Genomic DNA, 25,666 nt, shown 5'->3' on the forward strand with positions numbered 1-25,666 from the left:
CCCTTACGCTGGCCGCCAGCGGGTACTGCTGGGCGGCGTGGAATCGCGCCACGCAGCTGCGTGGCGGTTGACCATCGGTGTCATCGCGAAACCGACCGGCCGTGCACACAGCCTATCAAACTGTCGGAAGCATTGTCCCGCAAGCGTCTTGGAGACATTACAGGTCTGTTGCGGTGCAAGATGCCGCAGAGGGAACGTGCTGCTACCGTCGGCTCTGACCAGCGGTGTCATTCCGCTGAAACACTCGCGAGACCAGACCTTTGGGAGAGGGGAAAGGCATGCATTCTCGGAACCACGCAAAAAAGACACCGGTTACCTTGCTGGCCATGGCGGTCAGCCTGGCCCTTTCGGCGGGCGCCGCCGCCCAGCAGCAGAGCGAGGCGCCCAGCGCCACCAACCTGGATACGGTCAACGTCACCGGCTACCGCGCCAGCGTCGAGAAGGCGCTGGACATCAAGCGTGGCGAGGCCGGCGTGGTCGATGCCATCGTGGCCGAGGATGTCGGCAAGTTCCCGGACCTGAACCTGGCCGAGTCGCTGCAGCGCATCCCGGGCGTGGTCATCACCCGCGAGGCCGGTGAAGGCCGCAACATCTCGGTGCGAGGCCTGGGCCCGGACTTCACCCGCGTGCGCATCAACGGCATGGAAGCGCTGACCACCGTCGGTGCCGGCGACCAGAGCGGCGGCACCAACCGCGGCCGTGGCTTCGACTTCAACGTGTTCGCTTCGGACCTGTTCTCGCAGATGGTGGTGCGCAAGACCGCCTCGGCCGACGTCGAGGAAGGCTCGCTGGGCGCAACGGTCGACCTGCGTACCGCACGCCCGTTCGACTACGACGGCTTCACCTTCGTGGCCAGTGGCCAGGCCAGCTACAACCAGATGGCCGAGAAGGCCGACCCGCGCCTGGCCGCGTTGATCTCCAACACCTTCGCCGATGGCACCTTCGGCGCGCTGCTGTCGGTGGCCTACTCCGAGCGCCAGGCGCTGGAGGAAGGTTCCAACACCGGCCGCTGGGCCAACGGCCCCAGCAACGGCGGCTTCAGCGCGGCCTCGCCCTTCACCGCTGCACGCAGTGCCGATGTCTACCACCCGCGCTTCCCGCGCTACGTGCAGATGGAACACCAGCAGAAGCGCCTGGGCGTGACCGGCTCGCTGCAGTGGAAGCCCTCCGACCGCACCGAGATCTCGCTCGACACGCTCTACTCGAAGATCGACGCCACGCGCGACGAGCACTACATCGAAGCGATCTCCTTCAGCCGCAACCGCGACTCGGCCACCGGCGCCAACCGCCGCCCCGACCGCGACGGCAAGCCGGAAACCATCGTGCGCAATGGTGAGATCCGCAACAACGCGCTGCTGTACGGCGAGTTCGACAACGTCGACCTGCGCACCGAGAACCGCCACGACGAATGGAACACCGAGTTCAAGCAGGTCAGCCTGAACTTCGATCATCGCTTCACCGATGATTTCCAGATGACCGGCAAGGTCGGCATCTCGCGCTCGGCGCACGAGAACCCGGTGCAGACCACCATCATCATGGACAAGTACGATGTGGACGGCTACAGCTACGACTACCGTGGCAACAGCCGGGCGCCGATCATCAACTACGGCATCGACCCCACCAATCCCAATGGCTGGGAACTGGCCGAGATCCGCCTGCGCCCGCAGTACGTGGACAACGACTTCGACACCGCCGAAGTCAACTTCAACTGGAACCTCAGCCCCGGCTTCCGCCTGAAGGGTGGCGTGCTGGCCAAGGATTACACCTTCAGCACGCTGGAGCTGCGCCGCACCAGCGAAGGCGCAGTGCCGGTGATCGCCAACGGCAGCCGCATCGTGCCGGCCGACCTCACCAGCCAGGCGGGCCTGAAGGGCATCAACGGCTCGCCGTCGAACTGGGTGGTGCCCAACCTGGGTGCCATCGCCGACCTGCTGGACATCTACAGCAACAGCGGCACCTTCGCCGTGGCGCCGCGCGCGAACAACAGCCGCAGCGTGGAAGAGAAGGACCGCGGCGTCTGGCTGATGGGTGAGTTCTCCACCGACCTCGGTGCCATCCCGCTGTCGGGCAACTTCGGCGTGCGCTACGTGCAGACCGAGCAGACCTCCAGCGGCGCGGCCACGGTCGGCGGCGTGCTGGTGGATGCCACCACCAACCGCAAGTACAACGACACCCTGCCCTCGTTCAACCTGGTGGCCGAGATCACCCCGGACTTCCTGATCCGCCTGGGTGCGGCCAAGGTGATGAGCCGCCCGGGCCTGGGCAACCTGACCCCGGGCGTGACCGTGGCCGTGGCCGGCGGCGCGCGCACCGTGGCCGGTGGCAACCCCAACCTTGATCCGTTCCGCGCCACCAACGTGGACATGAGCTTCGAGTGGTACTTCGCCGAAGGCGCGATGGCCGGCATCGGCCTGTTCTACAAGGACATCGACTCGTTCGTGCAGACCACCCGCGAAGTGCGCCCGTATTCCAGCAGCGGCCTGCCGGCCAGCCTGCTCGACGGCACCGGCGCTTCGGTCAACGATGACTTCACCTTCAGCATCCCGCTCAATACCCCCGGCGGCGAACTGTATGGCGTGGAAGCCAACTACACCCAGCCCTTCACCTTCCTGCCCGGCAAGTGGTCCAACCTGGGCGTGCAGCTGAACTACACCTGGGTCGACACCAGCATCCAGTACGTCAATGGCGCAGGTGCAGCGGTGATGAAGAACCAGCTGACCGGCACCTCGAAGAACGCGTGGAACGCGACGCTGTTCTACGAAGGCGATGCCTGGTCGGGCCGCGTTTCGGCCACCAACCGCAGCGACTACCTCACCCAGGCACCCGGCCAGGAAACCGGCTTCAACCTGGACGGCTACCACGGCATGACCGGCACCACCGTCCTCGATGCGTCCATCCGCTACCGCATCAGCGACCAGCTGGAGTTGAGCCTGGAAGGCATCAACCTGACCAACGAAGCCTCGGATGAGTGGGTGTACTCGCCCACCACCGGCCAGCTGCCGCTGCAGTACACCGAAACCGGCCGCCAGTTCCTGCTGGGCGTGCGCTACAAGTTCTGACCGCCGACGCGGCGGCGTGGCAGCACGCCGCCGCACTTCGAGTGCAACGAAGAAACGCCGCTGCGGCTGCTGCGGCGCAAGATGCCGCGCGCCATGCGCTTTGTTACGTTCACGCGTGACCCGCGGTGTCAGCAAGTCGTTGCACCTGCGTCGTACCGGAGGAGGCCGGTACGCACGCTAGAACGCCTTCGCAACGCTTGAGGACACCCTGGGAGGGGTTTACAGATGGATTCGTCGCTCGCGCTTCACTGCGGCCGCGCGCCGCTCACCGTGCTTGCCCTGTCGATCGGACTGGCGCTGAGCCACGCCGCGCATGCACAACAGACGCCGGAAGCGGCTGCCGCCGATGCGGTCGACCTGGACAAGGTGGAGGTCAAGGCGACCTACCGCGAAAGCCTGCAGCAGTCGCTGGACGAAAAGCGCTACAGCGTCGAGCAGGTCGATGCGATCTACGCCGAGGACATCGGTAAGTTTCCCGACCTGAACCTGGCCGAGTCGATGCAGCGCATCGCCGGTGTCTCCATCGACCGCGAAGGCGGCGAAGGCCAGCAGATCTCCGTGCGCGGCCTCGGTTCGGACTTCACCCGCGTGCGCATCAACGGCCTGGAAGCGCTGTCCACCGCCGGTAGCGGCAGCACCGGCGTCAACCGCAGCCGCGGCTTCGACTTCAACACCTTCGCCTCCGAACTGTTCAGCCGGGTCAAGGTCAACAAGACTCAGTCGGCGCAGATGGACGAAGGTTCGCTCGGCGCCACCGTCGACCTGCGCGCGTCGCGGCCGTTCGACTTCAATGGCTTCCAGGCCTCGCTCAATGGCCAGTACGGTTACAACGAACTGTCGCGCTCGAAGGACCCGCGCGTGTCGGCGCTGCTGAGCAATACCTGGGCCGACGGTCGCTTCGGTGCGCTGGTGTCGGCGGCGTGGAGCAAGCGCACGATCTTCGAGGAGGGCTACAACCCGGTGCGCTGGGAGCACGGCAACTACCGCAACTCCAACCAGGCCACGGCCGCCAACAACGGCACCTACGGCTTCTGCAGCCCGGCCGGCTATGACCCGCAGACACCGCGCAACCCGGCCGCCAATGAAACCGCGCAGGGCGTCGGCAGCGCCGCCAACCAGGCGCGCAGCAACGGCTGGGGCAGCTATGGCATCGACGCCACCCACTGCGGCACCGGCATCGACCGCCCCGATGCAACGGCAGAGAACATCGCCGCCTACGAGACCGCCACCAATGCGTGGATCCCGCGCTACCCGCGCTATATCCGCACCGAGCATGAGATCGAACGGCTGGGCGTCACCGGCGCGCTGCAGTTCCGCTTCAGCCCCGACAGCCTGCTCAACCTTGACCTGATGTACTCGAAGCTGGACAAGGACCAGCGCGAGGACTCGATCGGCGCCAACCTGCATCGCACCGCGCAGTACGGCGGCAAGACCCAGATCGTGGTGCGCGAAGCGCAGGTGGATGCGCAGAACCGGCTGGTCTACGGTGTGTTCGACAACGTCGACTTCCGCACCGAATCGACCGCCATCGAGGAAAGCACCGAGTTCAAGCAGGCCAGCCTGAACTTCGAGCACCGCTTCAACGATGCCGTGCGCCTGGATGCACTGGTCGGCCACTCCTCGTCCAGTTTCGAGCGGCCGGTGTTTTCCATGGTCAGCTTCGACAACAGCAACCTGGATGGCTTCGTGCTGGACATGCGCAACGGCGCCAGCATGCCGTCGATGACCTTCCCCTTCGCCTTGGGCGATGCCGCGTCCTGGCAATGGCTGGGCTACGGCACCGCGCCGGTGAACGCCAACGGCACCGCGCGCGGCGGCAACATCAGCGAAGTGCGCCTGAACCCGCAGTACGTCGACAACAGCTTCGACACCGCCAAGGTCGACCTGACCTTCAACGTGTCGCCCACCTTCACCCTGCGCGGCGGCCTGGCCTACAAGGACTACGGCATGCGCACGCAGGAGTACCGCAACATCAGCTATGGCCGCATGTCGCAGGCGCTGCCCGATGGCGTCGGCGTGGGCGACCTGTCCACCAGCCTCGATGGTTTCGGCAAGGGCCTGGATGGCAGCACGCCGGGCAGCTGGCTGATCCCCGACTTCAACCGCATCGCCGAGCTGCTGGACATCTACTGCAACTGCAACACCGGCACCCTCGGCGGCGACTACCGCCTGGCCGGCGTCGGCCACTTCGGTGCATCGAACAACAACTTCGACGTGACCGAGAAGAGCTACGCCAGCTACCTGCAGCTGGACTTCAACACCGAACTCTGGGACCGCCCGTTCCGCGGCAACCTCGGCCTGCGCTACGTGCGCACAGAGATCGATGCCAGCGGCTATGCACCGTGCCAGGCGGCAAGCAGCAGCGACCTGTCGGCGGCTTGCGAACCGTTCCTGGGCGTGGCCAGCGCCACCGCCGATGCCGGCGAGCGCCTGCTGGTGGCCACCACCGTCGGCCACCGCTATGACGACTGGCTGCCCTCGCTGAACCTGGCCTGGGACCTGACCGACAGCGTGGTGCTGCGCTTCGGCGCGGCCAAGACCATGGCCCGGCCGACCCTGTCCAACCTGTCGCCCAGCGTCAGCGGCGGCCCGACCAGCTTCCTCGACGAGGACCGCTACTACTCGATCAACCTGGGCAACCCGAAGCTGGATCCGTTCCGCTCCACCAACTACGACCTGAGCGCGGAGTGGTACTTCCAGGAAGGTGCCCTGCTGTCGGCGGCGGTGTTCTACAAGGACATCGAAACCTACGTGCAGCGCACCCGCCTGCTGACCACCTGGGGCGACATGGGCTATTCGCTGGACCTGCTGCCGGCCGGCTTCAGCCCGAACACGCTGTTCAACGTGCAGAGCTACTTCAACACCCCCGGTGGCCCGCTGAAGGGCTATGAGCTGACCTACCAGCAGCCCTTCAGCTTCCTGCCCGGCTTCTGGAAGAACTTCGGCATCCAGCTGAACTACACCCACGTCGATTCGAAGATCAAATACCTCTTCAGTTCCGGCAGCGGCGACACCATCGTCACCACCTACACCGAGAACGACCTGCTGAACCTGTCGCCGAACTCGTACAACGCCACCCTGTACTACGACGACGGCCGCTTCAGCGCACGCGTGTCCACCAGCTACCGCGATGCCTACATCAACCAGATCCTGACCCAGGAAAACGTCTGGGACCTGGACGGCAACCAGTACGCCACCGCCGATGTCACCGGCAAGTACAGCGTGGAGAACGTGGATTTCAACATGTCCTGGAAGTTCAACAAGCAGCTGACCGTCAGCTTCGAGGCGATCAACCTGCTGGACAGCGCCGACGAGCGCTTCGTCGATTCGGCCCTGTCACTGCCCGACCGCTACACCCACACCGGGCGCCAGTACTACCTGGGGCTGCGCTACAAGTTCTGAGCACGGCCCCTGTCCCGCCGTACCGCACCGCCGCCATGCCGCTGCACCGTCGAATGCTGCTGAAAGGAAGGTTCCATGCACCGTACCGCCCCTGACCTGATCCGCCCGCGCCGCCGCCTGCTGGTGGCCGCGCTGTCGCTGGCCACCGCGCTGCCCGCGCTGGCCGCACCGTCGCCGACGCTGCTGTTCCACGTCGACGCCAACCAGGGGCTGACCGCCGTGACGGCGCAGGGCGAAGCGGTGCCGAACTTCCGCGACAAGGCGGCGGTGGTCGATGACGGTGCACGCGGCAAGGCCATCCAGTGGGAAGACGACGGCGTGCTGGCCTGGGATGCGCCCGGCAACATCCAGGCCCAGCGTGGCACCCTCGCCTTCGACTGGCGCCCGCGCTACGCGGTGGGCGAAGCGCCGTTCGTGATCTTCCGCGTCGGCTATGCCGACCACAGCAGCTGGGACATGGCGTGGCTGCGCATCGACTGGAACGGCCACGGCTTCGATGCGTTCGTCACCGATGCCAACCTCGCGCGCAGCCGCGTGTCGTTCCGCATGGATACGCCACCGCGGCCGGAGCAGTGGCTGCACCTGGCCTTTGCCTGGGACGAGGACCAGGGCGTGCGCCTGTTCGTCGATGGCCGCGAAGTGGCGCGTGCACAGGCCACCGGTGACTACGACGCGGCGCTGGACCAGCTCGGCCTGGCCGGGCGGGTGATGGCGCCCTACCAGGTGCAGAGCCGTTACAACTTCCTGCGCGGCAGCGATTTCCAGCACATCCGCGTCTACGACCGCATGCTCGATGGCCCTGCCGTGCAGGCGCTGGCGGGTGGCAAGGCGCCGGCCAGCGCGGTGGCAGCGGCCACCGACGAGCGTGCCTGGCGCCATCGCTTCGGCTGGGAAGGTGCGGCACCGCCGGCACTGGCATCGGCCGGCACGCGCATCCGCAAGATCGAGTTTGCCGATACCCGTGACCTGAAGGCATGGATGTGGAAGGCCACCGATGGCATCGCCGAGACCACCTGGCCGGGCGTCTACAACCGCTCGCGCCTGCCCGGCCGCAACGACTATTTCCAGCTGCCGGACTGGAACACCTACGTGGAAAGCGGCCAGCACCTGGACCTGACCCTGCCGGCCGGCGAGACGGTGAACCGCATGGAGATCCGCGGTGCGGCCTTCGGCACCCTGGCCCACGGCCCCGACGCTGCCCATGCCACGCAGGTGCTGGCCACGCGCCCGCGCGGCGTGGTGCGCAGCGTGCAGGACATTCCCGCGCAGCAGGGCGGCGTGCTGCGTTTCAGCAACGTCGAACAGGAAACGCCGATCCAGGAAATCTGGGCCTACAACGTGAGCGAAGGCGCCGAACCGGAAGGCACGGTGAAGCAGGCCTACGTGATCGACAGCCAGGCGCTGCCCGACTACACCAACCTGGAGGCGCTGCGGCACTACATTGATGGCCGCTACCCGGTGGCCGAGCGCAGCACGGTGATGGCCCTGCCCAAGGGCGCCGGTTCGCGCCGCCGCAGCCCCGATACCCTGCCGGCGCAGCCGCGGCCGATCGTGCACGTGCTGATTCCCTCCGGCGTGGGCGATGCGCCGGCCAACCAGCCCTTGATCCGCAGCTGGGCCTACAGCTGGGAAAACATGCACGACGGCCTGGATGGCGTGGCCATCGATATTCCCGCACTGGACCTGCCGGCCACCCACGGCGGCCTGATCCCGCTGAACATCCGCATCAAGGATCCGATCTGGCCGGCGCGCGACATGATCGATGTTTCGGTGTCGGTGCAGCCGGGGCAGGCACGCACGCTGTGGCTGGACCTGCGCGACCGCATCCTCACCCCGGACAGCCTGTGGCTGAGCATCGCCTCGGCCGCGCCGGGCTTCGATGCCGCTGCGCTGGATGGCGCGCAGATCCGCCTGGTGTTCAAGCCGCGCGCGGACGCGCTGAAGGAGCACGTGGCCGACCGCTTCAACCAGGTGCGCGACAACTGGGGCTTCCTGGTGGAGGAGCACACCACTTCCAAGCGCCAGCGCCTGTATGCACGCGTGTATGCCGACCTCAGCGACCTGCTGCGGGTGGACCCGGACCACGAGCTCGGCCGCCTGTACTGGAACTACATCAGCTACAACAGCCAGGGCCGCCCGCCCTACACCGCACCGGCCATGCCCAAGGGCGTGCCGGCGTGGGCGTTCAACCAGGTGCAGGACCTGGCCCAGGTGCGGCAGTTCGTCGACTGGTGGATCGACCAGCGGCAGGTGGCCTATGGCGATTTCGGTGGTGGCATTTCCGATGATTCCGACCTGACCCAGCAGTGGCCGGGGCTGGCCCTGATGGGCGTGCAGCCGGACCGGCTGAATGCCTCGCTGACCGCGCTGTCCGATGCGGTGTACCGCAATGGCATGTTCAGCAACGGCCTGAGCACGATCGAGACCGACGAGCTGCATTCCTACGAGGAAGGCATCAACACCAACAGCGCCATGCTCTACCTCAACTGGGGCGACCCGTTGACGCTGGAGCGCCTGATGGAAACGGTGAAAGCGTTCGACGAGCGCATCATCCTGCGCAACCCGCAGGGCAACCTGCTGTTCTCCAGCAACTGGTTTGGTGGCAACAAGGTCTACCGCGAACCGAACTGGCAGTGGCAGAAGCCCTATTCGTTCCCGGTGCTGCACCCGGCGTTCCTGCTGGGCCAGTACAACGCCGATGCGACCGGCCGCAAGCTGGTGATCGGCCTGGCCGATGGCTACCTGGCCCATGCGGGCACTGACGGGAAGGGGCGCTTCACCCTGCCCAACGAGATCAACTGGGCCACCGGTGCCACCCGTGGCGGCGAGTTGAACAACGGCTCCGGCGGCGGCGACACGATGCACACCTTCTGGGCGGCGTGGCGCTGGACCGGCGATGCGAAGTACCTGCAGGCGCTGGACTACCGCGTGGCGCGTGGCGGGCCGGGCGCGCTGGCCAACCTGGGCGAGAACTACGTGGACGTGCTGGGCAGGCAGCAGGACTGGTACCCGACGCTGACCGCCGAGGCCGATGCTGGAAAGACCGGTTTCGCCAGCCTGATGGCCTGGCAGGCCAGCGGTGATACGAAGTACATCGACGCGCTGCACGCCGACGGCCTGCAGGCCAAGGTGCAGCGCGCCTACATGAACACCGAGGGCCACTGGTGGTCCGACCGCGTGGAAGCGCCCAGCGAGTTCCTGCAGCGCGCGCGCCTGGGTGGCATCGCGCTGAAGCGCAACCAGAGCTGGCCCGGCCACACCGTCAGCTGGCGCTTCGACCGCGACGGTGCTGCCGAGCAGGTGGCCCTGCTGGTGCACGCGCCGTCACGCGAACGCTTCACCGTGACCAGCCACAACCTGGGCACGCGCACCATTGCTGCCGACATGACCGGCTGGAACGTGGCCAGCGGCACCTGGCGCGTGCGCAGCGGCGTGGACGCCGATGGTGATGGGCGCATCGACGGCACCGCCACCGAACGCAGCGTGCAGCTGGAGACCAGCGTCTCGGTGCCGATGCAGTTCCGACCGGGCCGCACCGAAGTGTTCGAGTTCGAGCGGATCACCGCCGGGACGCCGGTGGAAATGCGCGCGGACCTGGGCATCGGTCGTGGCGATGTGCGGGTGGACGGGCGCCAGGTACACGTGACCGTGCACAGCCTGGGCCATGCTGGCAGCGGCGTGGGCGTGGCGGTGCTGGAGGACGCACGTGGCCGCGAGATCGCGCGCACCGAGGTGCCGGCGCTGGCCGCACCGACCGACCTGCAGCCGAAGACGGTGGTGGTGTCGCTGCCGTTGCCCGCCGGTGACCGCAGCGGCCTGCGCGTGCGCGTGGCGCTGGCCGATGGCGGCGAGGAAGTGACCCGGTTGAACAACGTGGCCGACGTGCCGCGTTGATGGGGCGTGCCGCTGCCTCGCCTGCGTAGAGTCGAGCTTGCTCGACTGCTGTTGGTGCCCTGCAAAGCGCAGTCGAGCAAGCTCGACTCTACGGAGAGCGATGCGCATGCGCGCGGTCAGCAAAGCGCAGTCGAGCAAGCTCGACTCTACGGAAAGCGATGCTCATGCGCGACGTCAGGCCGCGTCGGTCTCCATCATCTTCACCCGGCGCTGGTACCAGCCATCGTCGAGCGGGTCGAACACCGCGCTGCGTTCCATCACGCCCTGGTACACATGCACCGACACCGCAACGTCGGTGTCGCTGGCGTTGCGCAGCGTGTGGTACTCGTGCGGCGGAATCAGGCTGCCGGCGCTGCCGCGGTAGCCGTACAGCGCCTCCTGCGCGGCGAAGCGGTGGCGATCGCCCTGCCGTTCCAGCAGCGCATACGGGGTGACGATCAGTTCGCCCTGCCAGACCCCTTCCACGCACCACATCGCATCGTGGTCGTGCAGCGGCGTGCCCTGCCCCGGCCCCCAGCACATGGCGATGACGCTGTAGCCCAGGGTCGGGCTGCGGTGCAGTTCGCGGCGTGCGTAGTGGCCGTCCACCGGGCGGCGCACGCACGGCGGCAGTTCGATGAGCGGATCGATGATGGCCTCGCGCAGCACCTTCTGCAGGGCGTGAGTGATCAGCGCCGGATCCGCCAGGCAGACCGCGCCGTCGATGGCCGCCAGCAGGCGATCCCGGCCCGTGAACGGCAGTGGTGTGGACGTCGCTCCCATGTCGGCCAGTCTAGGCGAGCCGGGTTAACAGAATGTTTTCAGCCGTCCAGCCTGCGGCCGAAAGGCCAATTACGAAATAATTCGACGTAATTAACCGACGTTTCTTGGCGTTGGCCGCGTCAAGGCAACAGCAGTGCGCGCATCCCCGGCACCTCGCGGGCCAGTTCCGTGGCCACCAGGGTGGCGAACACCTGCGCGCCCTCGTCGCCCAGATGGGTGTAATCGAAGGCCTTTTTGGCCTGGCCCATCGGCTCCAGTGCCGCGTTCTGCACCGCCGCCGGCGCGCCGGCCAGGCCGGGGCTCGCGCCTACCGTGGTGCCGCCCAGGGCGCTGGCCACCTGCGCCTGGCTCGCCGGTGCCTGCGCAAGCCGCATCGCCGGCACCGGCCCGAGTGCCTGCACCAGGGCGCGGCTGCGCGCATGCAGATCCACCAGCGGCACCTGCAGTTCGCGCGCCACCGCACGCACGCTGTCGGCCCACGGTGCAAGGTCGTCCACCAGCACGCCATCGACGAACTGGCGTCGGGTCAGCGGGGTCAGCAGTACCGGTTTGGCGCCGGCCGCGCGGACCTGCTGCACGTAGCGGCGCAGGTTGTCGGGGAACTCCTGCTGCAGGTCGGTCGAGCGCCCCGGCTTGCCCGGCTGGTCGTTATGGCCGAACTGGATCAGCACCCAGGTGGCGGCGTAGCCCGGCGTGCGCATCTCCGCCTCGACCAGGGCCCACGAACCCTCGGCGCGGTAGTTGTACGTGCTGCGGCCACCGCGTGCCAGGTTCAGGCAGGCGGCGAACGAGGTCACGTGGTCGGCGCAGAAGCGCGGGCCCCAGCCGCCCTGCACGGCGGTGGTGGAATCGCCCACCAGCACGATCTTGCTGGCGCGGATCGGCGTGGGGGCCGGGCGGTCGCTGATCGACGGGTCGACGGCGGCGTGGGCCGCGCCGGCCACGGCCAGGGCCAGCAGAACAGGCAGCAGGCGCATGTCAGGCGGTTCCTCGTTGCAGGAAGGGGACGCGCTGGTAGAGCTCGCGCTCGCCACCGCGCGGGTCATCGGCGCCGCGGCTGCGCACGTCGAACAGCATCGTGCGCCGCTGCGGCAGGGTGTACGGCGCCCAGTCCGCCAGCCCGGCATGGTTGGGATTGCCGTGGCGGGCGAAGGCGACCAGTGCATCGCTCATGGTCGCGGCCAGCGCGCGTGCATCCGCGCCGCCGCCGGTGCGCGCCGTGGGCAGGCCGGCGTTGTCGAACACCAGCGGAATATCGAGGGTGTGGAAGGCACGCAGGCGCCCTTCCTGCACCGGCGAAGGCCAGTCGAGCTGGTAGGCCCAGGTGGGCGCCGCCGTGGCCGGCTGGCGGGCACGCGCTTCCAGTTCCTCCACTGCGCCACGCCAGGAGCGCCCGGCGGTGGTGGCCGCGAAGAACACCTCCGACGGCGTGTAGTGCGGGTACAGGCGGCGGTAGTGCTCGATCACCACCGACGGCAGCAGATCGACGAACTGCTGCTTCTCCAGCTGCGCCGGCAGGGTGGTCCAGTCCAGCGCGAAGTTGGCCGGGTCGTTGCCGAGGAAGGCACGGGTTTCATCGTGGGTGTTGCCGATCACCATCGGGATGGCCGCCGACTGCGACGGTGCCTGCGGCCAGAACGGATGCACCGGCAGCACCACCTCATCCAGCACCGGCCCGAAGTACAGCGCGCTGTCCTCCACCCGCGAGGGATCACGGGCACGGGTGGCAGCGAGCAGATCGGCCGCAGGCAGGCGCAGCAGCGCGGCCAGGTCCGGCGCACGCACTGCGTCCATCGCCACTGCTGCACGCTGTGCGGCTGCGCGCGGGCCAGCGGCGGTGACCTGCTGCCCGCTCATCGTCCACGCCCGCTGGAACAGGCCGCGCGCGGCCGGCATCGCCATCAGCGTGGCGATCTTGGCGCCGCCGCCGGACTGGCCGAACACGGTGATGTTGCCCGGGTCGCCACCGAACGCCGCAGCGTGCTCGCGCACCCACTGCAGCGCCTGCACCAGATCCAGCTGGCCGACATTGCCGGATGCCGCGTAGCGCGGGTCGCCCAGCGCGCCCAGGTACAGGTAGCCGAAGGTATTGAGGCGGTGGTTGAGGGTGACCACCACCACGTCGCCACGGCGGCACAGCGCACTGCCGTCGTACAGCGGGTCGCTGCCGGAGCCGTTGTTGAAGCCGCCGCCGTGGATGTACACGAGCACCGGGCGGCGTGCGCGCGCATCCAGCGCGGGCGTCCACACGTTGAGGAACAGGCAGTCCTCGCTGCCGGGGCCTTCACTGCCGCCCTGCGGTGCCGCAGCGCCGAAGTCCAGCGCGTCGGCGATGCCGCGCCAGGCGGCCTCGCGGCGCGGCGGCTGGAAGCGGTAGGCGGCCGTGTCCCCGCCGTAGCGCAGGCCGCGGAACACCAGCACGCCCTGTTCGCGCTGGCCACGTACCCGCCCGCCGCGCACCCGCGCCAGCACCTGGGTGTCATCGCGCGGGCCGGGTGCTGCCAGCGCCGCCGGCAGTGATGCCACGGTGGCCGTGGCCAAGGCCCAGCGCGCGCTGTCGCGCAGGAAGCGGCGGCGCTGCAGATCGTTCGGCGCGGTGTTCATCGGCTACCCCGGGGTCGGATCCCCTCGCCACCGGAGAGGGGCTGTGCCCCGCCATCCGACCCCATGCCCGCAGCCGCCAACCATGCTTCCGCCAGCATCGGCCACCCCGCCAGGGTGGAACCCGGCGGCACGCGCATGCCGAATCCATGCCCGCCGTGGGCGAACAGGTGCAGTTCGTGTTCAACGCCGGCGTCGGCCAGTGCCGCGGCCATCAGCACGCTGTTGCGCACGCTCACCACGCGATCGTCGTTGGCATGCACCAGCAGGGTCGGCGGCATGTCCGCACGCACCTGCTGCTGCATCGAGTACTGCGCCGCCAGCGCCGCATCCGGGTGTTCGCCCAGCAGGCGCCCGCGCGAGCCACTGTGCGCATGCGCGCCCATGTCGATGACCGGATAGACCAGCACCGCCCGCGCCGGCCGTGCGCTCAACCGATCGATCGCATCGCGCGCCGGGTAGACCGGGGCATCGAAGGCGGTGGCCAGCCGCGCGGCGACGTGGCCGCCGGCGGAAAAGCCCATCACCGACACGCTGCCGGCATCCAGCCCACGCTGTGCGGCCTGCCCGCGCACCACGCGCAGCGCACGCTGCGCATCGGCCAGCGCGGCCTGGCGGTCACGGCCGGCCTGCGGCAGGCGGTAGCGCAGCACGAACAGGGTATAGCCGGCGCGGTCCACCCACTCCGGCACCAGGGCGCTGTCTTCCTTGTCGATCACCACGCGCTGGTAACCGCCGCCGGGAATGACCAGCAGTGCGCGCCCGTTCGGCCGCGCCGGCGCATGCACCAGCAGGTAGGGCGCATCGATCTGGTCGACATAGCGGTCGGGCTGCGCCGGATCACGGCTGCGCTCGACCACCCGTGCTGGCCGCACCGGTCCCTGCTCACCCGGCACCTGCCCGGCCGGCCACAGCGCGATCCGTTCGCCGGCCAGCTCCTGGCCGGGGCGTTCGTTGTCGCGCGGCGGCGCGGCGGAGGTGGTCAGCGGCAGGGCCAGCAACAGCCCGCAGAACAACAGCACGACAGGACGCAGACGCATGGCAGGCAACGGCTCCGGCAGGACAGGGACAGGGTGCCTGGTGCATCCGGTGGCAGCACGTGATGCGCTGCGGCTTGCACGATGACACCGGTTTACCATATACACCTCCTGCAGACGCTGTCGATGGGCAGTGCAACAAACACAGGGAGACCGTTCTTGAGCAACGAACACGGCACACATGGGCAGACGCCGCCGCCGGACGATGCGGCCGCGATCGCCCAGGCCTTCACCACCGCCCGCCGCGCCGGGCAGTCGCTGGCCGCATTCCCGGGCACCATCCCGGACACCCTGGTAGGCGCCTACCAGGTGCAGGACCTGGCCATCGCCGCCTGGGATGACCGCGTGGTCGGCTGGAAGGTGGGTTACATCGCCGCCGAGCGCCGTGACGTGTCCGCGGATGACCGCCTGCTGGGCCCCATTTTTTCCCGTCAGCTGAAAAATGCTACCGGTGGAACAACGGACATCCCGGTGTTCGTCGGCGGCTTTGCCGCGGTCGAAGCGGAGTACGTGCTGGAGCTGTTGGAGGACGCCACGGCCGGACAACTGCACTGGTCGCCGGAGCAGGCCGAGGCCCTGCCCGCGCGCCTGTACATCGGTGTGGAAGTGGCCAGCAGCCCGCTGGCCACCATCAACGAACTCGGCCCGCGCGTGGTGGTGTCCGACTTCGGCAACAACAACGGCCTGGTGCTGGGGCCGGAGATCGCCGACTGGACCGCACGCGATGAAACCTCGCTGCGTGCCGAGACGCTGATCGAAGGCGAAGTGGTCGGCACCGGTGGTGCGACGCGCCTGCCGGGTGGCCTGCGCGCTGCGTACGCCTTCGCGCTGTCCCGTTCGGCCCTGCGTGGCCGGCCGCTGCGCAAGGGCGACCTGATCGCCACCGGCAACGCGACCGGCATCCATGACATCACCGCCGGGCAGACCGCGCTGGTGCGTTTCGCCGGCTTCGGCGACATTGCCTGCCGGGCCGTGCCAGCGGGATAACCGCTGGCCTGCCCTGGTGAACACGCGCGGGAGGGCGCAGATGATCACACGACGTAACTTCCTGGCCGGTGGCGCTGCTGCCCTGGCCACGCCGATGCTCGCAGCCTGTGGCCGCGGGCCGGGCGCCAGCGTGGACGGCGGCACCCTGCTGACCGCCACCGATGTGCACGTGGCCGACTACCCCACCGTCACTGCGGTGAAGTGGATCGGCGAAACGCTGGAACGCGAAACCCAGGGCCGGCTGCGCCTGCGGCAGTACCACTCGGGCCAGCTGGGCCGCGAATCGGAAGCGATCGACATGGCCCGCTTCGGTGCCATCGACATCACCCGCGTCTACGCCGGTGCGCTGAACAACGCCTTCCCGCTGACCCAGGCGCTGTGCCTGCCCTACGTGTTCAAGTCGGTCGCGCACCAGCGCGCCGCACTGGATGACGGCGTGGCCGACGCGGTGCTGCGCGGCTTCGAGAGCCGCGACCTGGTGGGCCTGGCGATCTACGATTCCGGCGCGCGCTGCTTCTACAACACCAAGCATCCGATCGTTTCGCCGAAGGACCTGCATGGCCTGAAGCTGCGCGTGGCCTCCTCGGACATCTTCATCCAGCTGATGCGCCTGCTCGGTGCAAACCCGACGCCGATGTCGCTGGGCGATACGTTCTCGGGCATGGAAACGCACATGATCGACGGTGCCGAGAACAACATGCGCAGCTTCCATTCCAGCCGCCATTTCGAGGCCGCGCATTACTGGTCGCAGAGCGATCACTCCTACGCACCGGACGTGCTGCTGATGTCGCGCGCCAGCTTCGAGCGCCTCAGCCCCGATGACCGCCAGCTGCTGCTGCATACCGCGCGCGCCTCGGTGGGCGTGATGCGCGAGCAGTGGGATGCCTCCGAAAGCGCTGCGCGCCGCGCGGTGCTCGACTTCGGGGTGAAAGCCAACGAAGTGGACATGCCCGCCTTCCGCGCCGCGGCCCAGCCGCTGCTGCAGCAGTACCTGCAACAGCCGGACATCGCCGCGCTGGTCGACCGCATCCGCGCTGCCTGAGGACCCTGCCATGACCGAGACCTTGCCGCCCGCCGCCGGGCCTGGACAGCGCCTGCTGGACCGCATCGCCGACATCGCCATCTACTGCGCCGTCGCCGCCCTTCTCGGGCTGGTGGTGGTGCAGGGCTGGCAGGTGTTCGCCCGCTACGTCATCAACGATTCGCCCAGCTGGACCGAGCCGGTCACCCTGCTGCTGCTGGCCACGGCGATGAGCCTGGGCGCGGCCTGCGGCGTGCACACCAACCGCCATTTCGGCTTCTTCCTGCTGCACGCCTACATGGGCCCCGGCCTGCGCCGCGCGGTGGATGTGCTGGTGCAGCTGGTGGTGGCCGTGCTGGGGGCCTTCATCGCCTTCTGGTCGGCCGACCTGCTGCTGGACGGGCTGGACATCAAGACCGCCGGCGCCCAGCTGCCGCAGAGCATCAACTACCTGCCGCTGGCCGTGGGTGGTGCGCTGATGGTGCTGTTCGCACTCAACCGTGCGTGGAAAGCGCTGCAGGCCCGCGACGCCGGCAGCGACGACGCTGAAGGAGATCGTTGACCCATGGGCATCACCATCCTGTTCGCCGTATTCGCCGTGCTGCTGCTGCTCGGCGTGCCGGTGGCCTACGCGCTGGCCGCCGCCGCGCTGGCCACCCTGCTCTACCTGGACATTCCCAGCATCGTGCTGGTGCAGCAGATCTCGGCCGGCACCGGCTCGGCCTCGCTGATCGCCATTCCACTGTTCATCTTCGCCGGCGAGATCATGATGCGCGGCGGCATCTCCGAGCGCCTGATCGCACTGGCGTCCTCGCTGGTCGGCCGCATGCGCGGCGGCCTGGGCCAGGTCTCGATCCTGTCCTCGCTGTTCTTCGGCGGCGTGTCCGGCTCGGCCATCGCCGACGTCTCGGCGGTCGGCGGCACGATGATCCCGCAGATGGTCAAGCGCGGCTATGACCGCGATTTCGCGGTGAACGTCAGCATCACCGCCGCGCTGGTGGCACTGCTGGTGCCGCCCTCGCACAACCTGATCCTGTTCTCTGCCGCCGCCGGCGGTGGCCTGTCCATCGCCGATCTGTTCGCCGCGGGCATCGTGCCGGCGCTGCTGATGACCGTCGCCCTGATGCTGACCGGCTATGCCGTGGCACGCCGCCGCGGCTACGGCGTGGAAGTGTTCCCGGGCTGGCGCGCGGTGCTGCTGCGCATCGTCTCCGCCCTGCCCGGCCTGGGCCTGGTCGCGCTGATCTTCGTCGGCATCCGTGCGGGCATCTTCACCGCGGTCGAGAGTGCGGCCATCGCCGTGGTCTACGCCCTGCTGGTGACCACCGTGCTGTACCGGCAGCTGCGCTGGCGCGAGTTCTTCGACACGGTCATCCATGCCGCGCGCAGCACCGGCGTCATCCTGTTCGTCATCGCCACCGCCGCCGTGTTCGGTTGGCTGCTGGCCTACCTGCAGGTGCCGACCGCCGCAGTGGACTTCCTGCAGTCGTTCGCACACAGCCAGTTCATGGTGCTGCTGATGATCGTGGTGATGCTGCTGCTGCTGGGCACCTTCATGGACCTGGCGCCGATGATCCTGATCTGCACGCCGATCTTCCTGCCGGTGGCCAAGGCCTACGGCATCGATCCGATCCACTTCGGCCTGGTGCTGGTGCTGACCGGCGGCCTCGGCCTGGTCACGCCGCCGGTGGGCTCGGTGCTGTTCATCGGTACCTCCATCGGCAAGATCACCGTGGGCCAGAGCATGCGCACGATCTGGCCGTTCTGGTTCGCCGCGCTGGCGGTGCTGCTGATCGTCACCTTCTTCCCGCAGCTCTCGCTGTGGCTGCCGGCCGCGCTGCGCGCATGATGCGGCGTCGCGCGTTGCCGCTGTTGCTGGGCGTGGGCATGGCCGCCACGGCGGCCCACGCTGCGCCGCCGGCAGCAGCACCTGCCATTCCGGTGGGCAGCTTCAACGACGGCGTGAACCACTGGCGCAGCGGCCATGCCGATGGTTACGCACGGCTGCAGCCACAGCAGTACCGGCAGATCGCCGACAACCTGCTGTTGCTGCAGCGCCGCTCCGGCGGCTGGCCGGTGAACCAGGACCCGCTGCGGGTGCTGGACGCCGCCGCGCGCGCGGCCGCCCTCGTATCGCAGGATGAGCCCGGCGGCAGCTTCGACAACCGCACCACCTACACCCAGGTGGACTACCTGGCCGAAGCCTTCGCCCGCAGCGGCGACACCCGCTACCGCGACGCCGCACTGCGTGGGCTGGATTTCATCCTCGACCAGCAGATCGAGCGCTGTGGCGGCTGGCCGCATTCGGTGCCGGCACGCACCGACTACCACGACCGCATCACCTTCGCCGACGACGTCACCAGTGGCGTGCTGGCCACCCTGCGCCAGGTAGAGGATGCACCGCGCTTCGCCTTTGTCGACGCCGCGCGCCGCACGCGGGTGGCCACGGCGGTGCAGCGCGGTGATGCCTGCCTGCTGCGCCTGCAGGTGCGCCAGCACGGCCAGCCGACGCTCTGGGCCGGCCAGTACGATGCCACCACGCTGCAGCCGGCACCCGGTCGAAAATTCGAACTGGCCGCGCTGGTGACCGATGAAAGCGTGGGCGTGGTGCGTTACCTGATGTCCATCCCCGATCCGTCGCCGCAGACGGTGCAGGCCATCGAAGGCGCGCTGGCGTGGTTCCAGGCCAACGCGCTGCATGGCCTGCGGCTGCAGACCTTCGACGCACCCGCCGAACAGTTCGCCCACCACCGCAGCACGGTCGATCGCCGCCTGCTGGCCGACCCGGCCGCGCCGCTGCTGTGGGGCCGCTTCCATGACCTGGCCGACAACAGCGTCGTGCTGGCCAACCGCCAGGGCGACCGCCTGCAGACCTACGAACAGGTCGGCCGCGAGCGCCGCACCGGCTACCACTGGTATGGCACCTGGCCACAGGCCCTGCTCGACCGCGATGCGCCGGCCTGGCGCGCGCGCCTCGGCCGCCCTGCCCCCTGACGCTGCACCTGCCACCGCACCCGCACCACGGAGGAACCCGATGCTGTCGCGCACCGCTCTGAAGTCCCTGCTTGCCGCCACCCTGCTGCTGGCCGTACCCGTCCTCGCGCAAGCGCAGGCGCCCGCCACGTCGTGGAAGCGTGGCATCGAGAACCAGCGCCAGGCCGACCTGGGCGACGGCACCTTCCTCAACCCGGTGTTCGCCGGTGACCGGCCCGATCCGTCGGTGCTGAAGGACGGCCAGGACTACTACCTCACCCTCTCTTCGTTCGATGCCTACCCGGGCCTGCCGATCTGGCATTCGCGCGACCTGGTGAACTGGCAGCCGCTGGGCCATGCGATCACCAAGAACGTGGGCGCGATCTGGGCGCCGGACATCGTCAAGCATGAAGGCCGCTACTACATCTACTTCCCGGCGCGCACCGGTGAACACCGCAGCAACTTCGTGGTCTGGGCCGACAGCATCAAGGGGCCGTGGAGCGAGCCGATCGACATCGGCCTGGGCGGCTACATCGACCCCGGCCATGCCGTGGGCGAGGACGGCAAGCGCTACCTGTTCCTCAGCGGCGGCGACTACGTGCAGCTGGCCGACGACGGCCTGAGCGTGGCCGGTACGCCGAAGCACGTCTACGACGGCTGGAAGTACCCGCAGAGCTGGGACGTGGAGGCCTATGCGCAGGAAGGTCCGAAGATCCACTTCCGCGATGGCTGGTACTACATGACCACCGCAGTGGGCGGCACCGCCGGCCCGCCGACCGGGCACATGGTGATCACTGCGCGCTCGCGCTCGATCCATGGGCCGTGGGTGAACGCGCCCAACAACCCGATCATGCGCACGCAGTCGGCCGCAGAGCCGTGGTGGTCGCGCGGCCATGCCACGGTGATCGAGGGCACCGACGGGCGCTGGTGGATGATGTACCACGGCTACGAGAACGGGTACTGGACCCTGGGCCGGCAGGCCCTGCTGGAGCCGATCGAATGGACCGCCGACGGCTGGTTCGTGGCCAAGGGCGGCGACCTCGGCCAGCCGCTGCGCAAGCCCTCCGGTGAATCGGTGGGTGCGCACGGCATGGCCCTGTCCGATGACTTCCGCGGCAAGGCGCTCGGCCCGCAGTGGTCGTTCTTCAACCCGGCCCAGGATGAATACCGACGGCTGGGCTTCAGCGGCCAGGGCCTGGTGCTGCAGGGCAAGGGCCAGACCCCGCGCGACAGCTCGCCGCTGACCGCCATCGCCGGCGACAAGGCCTACCAGTTCGAGGTGGAGATGGACATCGCCCCGGGCGCGGTGGGCGGCGCCCTGCTGTTCTACAGCGACCGGCTGTACGTGGGCGTGGGCAGCAACGGCGAGAAGTTCATCATGCACCGCTATGGCGAGGAGCGCCCCACCCGCTTGGCGGCCAGCACGAAGGGCGGCAAGCTGTGGCTGCGGGTGACCAACAACCGCCACATCGTGACGATCCACTCCAGCACCGATGGCCAGAGCTGGGAGAAGTACCCGGTTCAGATGGAAGTGTCCGGTTACCATCACAATGTGGCTGGCAAGTTCCTGGCACTGAAACCGGCCCTGTATGCGGCCGGCGATGGTGCGGTAACCTTCCGCAGCTTCCGCTATCGCGCGCTGGACTGAGCGCGCGCTGGAATCCCCAGACTTACCGGGTTCACTACATGTCAGTGCGCAACAAGAACGATGCCGCCACGCCGGCATTGGCGAAGGGCAAGGCCGCCACGATCAACGACATCGCGCGACTGTCGGGAGTATCGAAGAAAACGGTTTCAAGGATCATCAACAACTCGCCCCTGGTGCGCAAGGACACGCGCGACAAGGTCGAGGCGCTGATGCGCGAGGTCGGCTACACGCCTGACCCGCTGGCCCGCGGCCTGGCCTTCCGCCGCTCCTTCCTGATCGGCATGGTCTACGACAACCCGACCGCCCAGTACATCGTGGACATGCAGTACGGCGCGCTGGACGCGCTGCGCGGCTCCAGCTTTGAACTGGTGGTGCACCCCTGCGACAGCCGCAGCCCGGGCTACATCGACGGCGTGCGCCGCTTCGTGCAGCAGCAGAAGCTGCACGGGGTGATCCTGGTGCCGCGTGCCTCCGAAGACCAGGCGCTGGCCGACATGCTGGACGAGATCGGCTGCCGCTTCACCCGCGTGGCGGCGCTGCCGCTGGATGACAGCTCGCAGATGGTGGTCACCCACGATCGCGACGGTGCGGCCGAAGCGGCCGATTACCTGCTCTCGCTCGGCCACCGCGACATCGCCCTGGTGACCGGCCCCAGCGCCTACCGTTCCGCGCACGAGCGCACGGCCGGCTTCATCGACGCGCTGTCCCAGCGCGGCATCGAGCTGCCCAAGGACCGCATCATCGAGGCCGGCTACACCTTCGAATCGGGCGTGGCCGCCGCCGAGAAGCTGCTGCTGGGCAAGCGGCGGCCGACCGCCATCTTCACCGGCAACGATGAAATGGCCGCCGGCATCTACAAGGTGGCGCTGCGTGCGGGCATCAACATCCCGCGCCAGCTGTCCATCGTCGGCTACGACGACAGCCCGCTGGCCTCGCGCCTGTGGCCCTCGCTGACCTCGGTGCGCCGCCACACCCGCGACACCGGCCGCACCGCCGCAGCAATGCTGATCCAGCCCGACAGCCAGGCCGCGCTGCAGATCGCCAGCGTGCGCCCGCACCTGATCGTGCGCGACTCCTGCCAGCCGCCAGAGGACTGATTCCGGAGGAATCAGTCCTGTAGGTCGCGACACCTTAAAGCCTCAATCCGGTAGGTCACGACCGTTTGTGGGTCACGACCGTTGGTCGTGACTCTCCAGCCCGCCCCCCTATCGTGCGGCGCAAAATGACACCGGTTACCAACCACCGCTAGAATCGACCGTGAACCGCGCCGGGGCCGAACCCTTCGGCCCGCCCCCTGCTCTGGAGAAGCCATGTACTGCAAGACCCACTACGCCACCCATCCCGATGCCATCAAGGGCGCCAGCAACGACCAGCTGCGCGAGCTGTACCTGCTCGACGGCCTGTTCAATGCCGGCCAGGTGACCCTGAAGTACACCCACTACGAGCGCTTCGTGCTCGGCGGCGCCGCCCCGGTCGATGCCCCGCTGGCCCTGCCGGCGCAGACCGAACCGGCCTCGGCCGCCGGCCACCCGTTCCTGGAGCGCCGCGAGCTGGGCGTGATCAATGTCGGCAGCGGCACCGGTACCGTCACGGTCGACGGAACCGTCTACACGCTGGGGCCGAAGGACGGCCTGTACGTGGCGATGGGCAGCAAGGACGTCGTGTTCGCTTCGCAGGACGCCGCCAACCCGGCACAGTTCTACCTGGCCTCGACCCCGGCCCATGCACGCTTCGAAACCAAGCAGCTGTCGATCAAGGATGCGGTGGCGCTGGATCGCGGCGCGCTGGAAACCAGCAACGAGCGCACCATCTACCAGTACATCGTGCCGGCCACCTGCCAGTCCTCGCAGCTGCTGCTGGGCCTGACCGTGCTCAAGCCGGGCAGCGTCTGGAACACCATGCCGCCGCACCTGCACGACCGCCGCAGCGAGGTCTACTTCTACTTCGACCTGGGCGACAACGACCGCGTCTACCACTTCATGGGCGAACCGGACGCACAGCGCCACATCGTCATGCAGAACAACGAAGCGGTGGTGTCGCCGCCGTGGTCGATCCACATGGGCGCCGGCACCAGCAACTACGCCTTCATCTGGGCGATGGGTGGCGAGAACCTGGATTACACCGACATGCACGTGCTGGACATCTGCCAGCTCAAGTAAGCCCTGCCCGGCCGCCGCGCACCGCGCGCCGGCGGCCGTCGCCGCACTCCCCGCTCGCCTCTACCAAGGAACGCATACGCAATGGCTAATCCCTTCAGCCTGGAAGGCAAGGTCGCTCTGGTAACCGGTGGCAATACCGGCCTGGGCCAGGGCATCGCCGTGGCACTGGCCGCCGCTGGCGCCGACGTCGCCGTGGCCGGCATCGCCCCGCCCACCGAAACCATCGAAAAGATCACCGCGCTGGGCCGCCGCTGCCTGGCCATCGAAGCCAACCTGATCAGCATCGAGCCGGTGGCGCGCGTAGTGCGCGAAACCATCGAAGGCCTGGGCGGGCTGGACATCCTGGTCAACAACGCCGGCCTGATCCGCCGCGCCGATGCGGTGGACTTCAGCGAGCAGGACTGGGACGACGTGATGAACGTCAACATCAAGTCTGCGTTCTTCATCTCGCAGGCCGCCGGCCGCCACTTCATCGAACAGGGCCACGGCAAGATCATCAACATCGCGTCGATGCTGTCGTTCCAGGGCGGCATCCGCGTGCCGTCGTACACCGCCAGCAAGAGCGGCATCGCCGGCATCACCCGCCTGCTGGCCAACGAATGGGCAGGCAAGGGCGTGAACATCAACGCCATCGCGCCGGGCTACATGGCCACCGACAACACCGCCCAGCTGCGTGCCGACCAGGACCGCAACAAGGCCATCCTCGAGCGCATTCCGGCCGGCCGCTGGGGCACGCCGGACGACCTGGCCGGTGCGGCCGTGTTCCTGGCGTCGTCGGCGTCGGATTACATCAACGGTGCCGTGCTGCCGGTGGATGGCGGCTGGCTGGCGCGCTGACGCGCACCGTTCTGTAGAGCCGAGCCCATGCTCGGCTGTCGCGCCCTGATCGAAAAACAGCCGAGCATGGCTCGGCTCTACAGGAGTGCCGCGATGCGAAGACTGTTGCTGCTGTTGCTGCTGTCGTGCACCACCGCGCAGGCGGCGCCGGTGCGTCTGTTCATCGCCGGCGATTCCACCGCGGCCGAGTATGGGCCCGAGCGTGCGCCACAGGCGGGCTGGGGCCAGGCGCTGCAGAGCTACCTGGACCCGGCACGTTTCGAAGTACACAACCACGCCAAGGGCGGGCGCAGCACGCGCAGTTTCATCGACGAAGGGCGCCTGGACGCGATCGCCAGCGAGCTGCGCCGCGGCGATGTGCTGCTGATCCAGTTCGGCCACAACGATGCGAAGTTCGAAGACCGCACGCGTTACACCGACCCGGACACCGACTATCCGCGCCTGCTGATGCGTTATGTGCAGGTGGCGCGCGACAAGGGCGCCACGCCGGTCCTGGTCACGCCGGTGGCGCGGCTGCTGTACGACTTCGGATCACTGCTGGATACGCACGCGCGCTACACGGTGGCGATGCAGCAGCTGGCGGCGCGCGAGCACGTCGCGCTGATCGAACTCAACGACCGCAGCACGCGCTGGATCCGTGCGCTGGGCGAGCAGGGCGCACGCCCGTACTTCCTGTTCGTGCCTGCGCAGGGCAAGGCCGACGGCACGCATTTCAGCGTGGCCGGTGCCAATGCAGTGGCCTGCCTGGTGCTGCGCGAGGCCGTGCCGCTGCTGCCGGCGCTGCAACCGGCGCTGGTGCGTGATATCGACTGCGACGTGATGGGGGCAGGGCAGGGCACCGATGCGCAGCGGCCCTCGCAGGTGCTGCATGAAGACACGATTGCACGCATGCAACCCGGCCCGCATGGTGGCGCCGGGCCGACCACCGCGTATCCGTTCTTCGCCGACGCCGCGGACCTGCCGTTCGTGCTGCGCAAGCGCGTGCTGCACAAGGGCGCCGGCATCGGCCTGCACCCGCAGCACAAGGACGAGATCTACTACATCGTGAGCGGGCAGGGTAGCTACGTGCTGGATGGAGAGCAGCACGACGTGCGCGCGGGCCACGCGCTGCTGACGCGCACGGGCAGCACGCACGCGCTGCAGCAGGTGGGTGAGGAGGATCTGGTGGTGCTGCTGGCGTACCCGCGTGATTGAACGCAGCCGAGCATGGGCTTGTATGTTCCCCCCGGCTCCTACGAGGTATGTAGGAGCCAGGGTGGAGGGACCGACAAGCATGGATCTGCGGA

16 protein-coding genes and 1 pseudogene are annotated in these 25,666 nt (G+C 68.4%); 13 read left to right on the forward strand and 4 right to left on the reverse strand.

Features of this window, described 5'->3' with window-relative positions:
- The first annotated feature begins 278 nt into the window (after positions 1 to 278).
- From QMZ26_RS09340 to QMZ26_RS09350, 3 genes are all read left to right on the forward strand, one after another.
- Positions 279 to 3,059 carry a TonB-dependent receptor gene (locus QMZ26_RS09340; protein ID WP_079224511.1) on the forward strand — a complete coding sequence of 927 codons (2,781 nt, stop codon included), beginning with the start codon at positions 279 to 281 and terminating at the stop codon, positions 3,057 to 3,059.
- Between the two features lie 225 nt (positions 3,060 to 3,284).
- Positions 3,285 to 6,461, forward strand: a complete 3,177-nt coding sequence (locus QMZ26_RS09345; protein WP_079224513.1) for a TonB-dependent receptor — start codon at positions 3,285 to 3,287, stop codon at positions 6,459 to 6,461.
- Between the two features lie 75 nt (positions 6,462 to 6,536).
- Positions 6,537 to 10,355 carry a LamG-like jellyroll fold domain-containing protein gene (locus tag QMZ26_RS09350; RefSeq protein WP_283221279.1) on the forward strand — a complete coding sequence of 1,273 codons (3,819 nt, stop codon included), beginning with the start codon at positions 6,537 to 6,539 and terminating at the stop codon, positions 10,353 to 10,355.
- A gap of 174 nt (positions 10,356 to 10,529) precedes the next feature.
- Here QMZ26_RS09350 and QMZ26_RS09355 read toward each other — a convergent pair whose 3' ends face one another.
- The 4 genes from QMZ26_RS09355 to QMZ26_RS09370 all read right to left on the reverse strand — a co-directional run bounded on the left by QMZ26_RS09355 (position 10,530) and on the right by QMZ26_RS09370 (position 14,758).
- A complete protein-coding gene (locus QMZ26_RS09355; RefSeq protein ID WP_283221280.1) occupies positions 10,530 to 11,117 on the reverse strand; it encodes a cysteine dioxygenase family protein in 588 nt (195 codons plus the stop codon).
- Between the two features lie 119 nt (positions 11,118 to 11,236).
- A complete protein-coding gene (locus QMZ26_RS09360) occupies positions 11,237 to 12,094 on the reverse strand; it encodes a rhamnogalacturonan acetylesterase (protein ID WP_283221281.1) in 858 nt (285 codons plus the stop codon).
- A 1-nt stretch (position 12,095) separates the two neighbouring features.
- Positions 12,096 to 13,721, reverse strand: a complete 1,626-nt coding sequence (locus QMZ26_RS09365; protein ID WP_283221282.1) for a carboxylesterase family protein — start codon at positions 13,719 to 13,721, stop codon at positions 12,096 to 12,098.
- Positions 13,718 to 14,758 (reverse strand): alpha/beta hydrolase, encoded by a 1,041-nt coding sequence (locus QMZ26_RS09370; RefSeq protein WP_283221283.1) that lies wholly within the window; start codon positions 14,756 to 14,758, stop codon positions 13,718 to 13,720. Before QMZ26_RS09370 ends, QMZ26_RS09365 begins: the two co-directional genes overlap by 4 nt.
- Before the next feature lie 156 nt (positions 14,759 to 14,914).
- On the opposite strand from QMZ26_RS09370, the gene QMZ26_RS09375 reads away from it, so the two are divergent.
- From QMZ26_RS09375 to QMZ26_RS09420, 10 genes and pseudogenes are all read left to right on the forward strand, one after another.
- Positions 14,915 to 15,742 (forward strand): 2-keto-4-pentenoate hydratase, encoded by an 828-nt coding sequence (locus QMZ26_RS09375; RefSeq protein ID WP_283221284.1) that lies wholly within the window; start codon positions 14,915 to 14,917, stop codon positions 15,740 to 15,742.
- 40 nt (positions 15,743 to 15,782) lie between these two features.
- The gene (locus QMZ26_RS09380; protein WP_200733196.1) at positions 15,783 to 16,784 is read left to right on the forward strand and encodes a TRAP transporter substrate-binding protein; all 1,002 of its coding nucleotides are present in this window, start codon (positions 15,783 to 15,785) and stop codon (positions 16,782 to 16,784) included.
- A gap of 10 nt (positions 16,785 to 16,794) precedes the next feature.
- Complete coding sequence (locus QMZ26_RS09385) at positions 16,795 to 17,325, forward strand: TRAP transporter small permease (protein WP_283221285.1); 531 nt, start codon at positions 16,795 to 16,797, stop codon at positions 17,323 to 17,325.
- 3 nt (positions 17,326 to 17,328) lie between these two features.
- Positions 17,329 to 18,612: a TRAP transporter large permease gene (locus QMZ26_RS09390; protein WP_079224528.1), complete on the forward strand. Its 1,284-nt coding sequence runs from the start codon at positions 17,329 to 17,331 to the stop codon at positions 18,610 to 18,612.
- Complete coding sequence (gene pelA, locus QMZ26_RS09395; RefSeq protein WP_283221286.1) at positions 18,609 to 19,757, forward strand: pectate lyase; 1,149 nt, start codon at positions 18,609 to 18,611, stop codon at positions 19,755 to 19,757. Before QMZ26_RS09390 ends, pelA begins: the two co-directional genes overlap by 4 nt.
- A 133-nt stretch (positions 19,758 to 19,890) precedes the next feature.
- Positions 19,891 to 21,384: pseudogene (locus tag QMZ26_RS09400) on the forward strand (family 43 glycosylhydrolase); the annotation flags it as partial.
- Between the two features lie 38 nt (positions 21,385 to 21,422).
- Positions 21,423 to 22,481: a LacI family DNA-binding transcriptional regulator gene (locus QMZ26_RS09405; RefSeq protein WP_079224534.1), complete on the forward strand. Its 1,059-nt coding sequence runs from the start codon at positions 21,423 to 21,425 to the stop codon at positions 22,479 to 22,481.
- 213 nt (positions 22,482 to 22,694) lie between these two features.
- The gene (kduI, locus tag QMZ26_RS09410; RefSeq protein ID WP_079224536.1) at positions 22,695 to 23,543 is read left to right on the forward strand and encodes a 5-dehydro-4-deoxy-D-glucuronate isomerase; all 849 of its coding nucleotides are present in this window, start codon (positions 22,695 to 22,697) and stop codon (positions 23,541 to 23,543) included.
- A gap of 81 nt (positions 23,544 to 23,624) precedes the next feature.
- Positions 23,625 to 24,380 carry a 2-dehydro-3-deoxy-D-gluconate 5-dehydrogenase KduD gene (gene kduD / locus QMZ26_RS09415; protein WP_283221288.1) on the forward strand — a complete coding sequence of 252 codons (756 nt, stop codon included), beginning with the start codon at positions 23,625 to 23,627 and terminating at the stop codon, positions 24,378 to 24,380.
- Between the two features lie 93 nt (positions 24,381 to 24,473).
- A complete protein-coding gene (locus tag QMZ26_RS09420; protein WP_283221289.1) occupies positions 24,474 to 25,574 on the forward strand; it encodes a GDSL-type esterase/lipase family protein in 1,101 nt (366 codons plus the stop codon).
- The last annotated feature ends 92 nt before the right edge of the window (positions 25,575 to 25,666 follow it).

Origin of the sequence: Stenotrophomonas sp. PFBMAA-4 (assembly GCF_030053215.1) — a bacterium.
In the GTDB taxonomy this organism is placed as follows: Bacteria; Pseudomonadota; Gammaproteobacteria; order Xanthomonadales; family Xanthomonadaceae; genus Stenotrophomonas.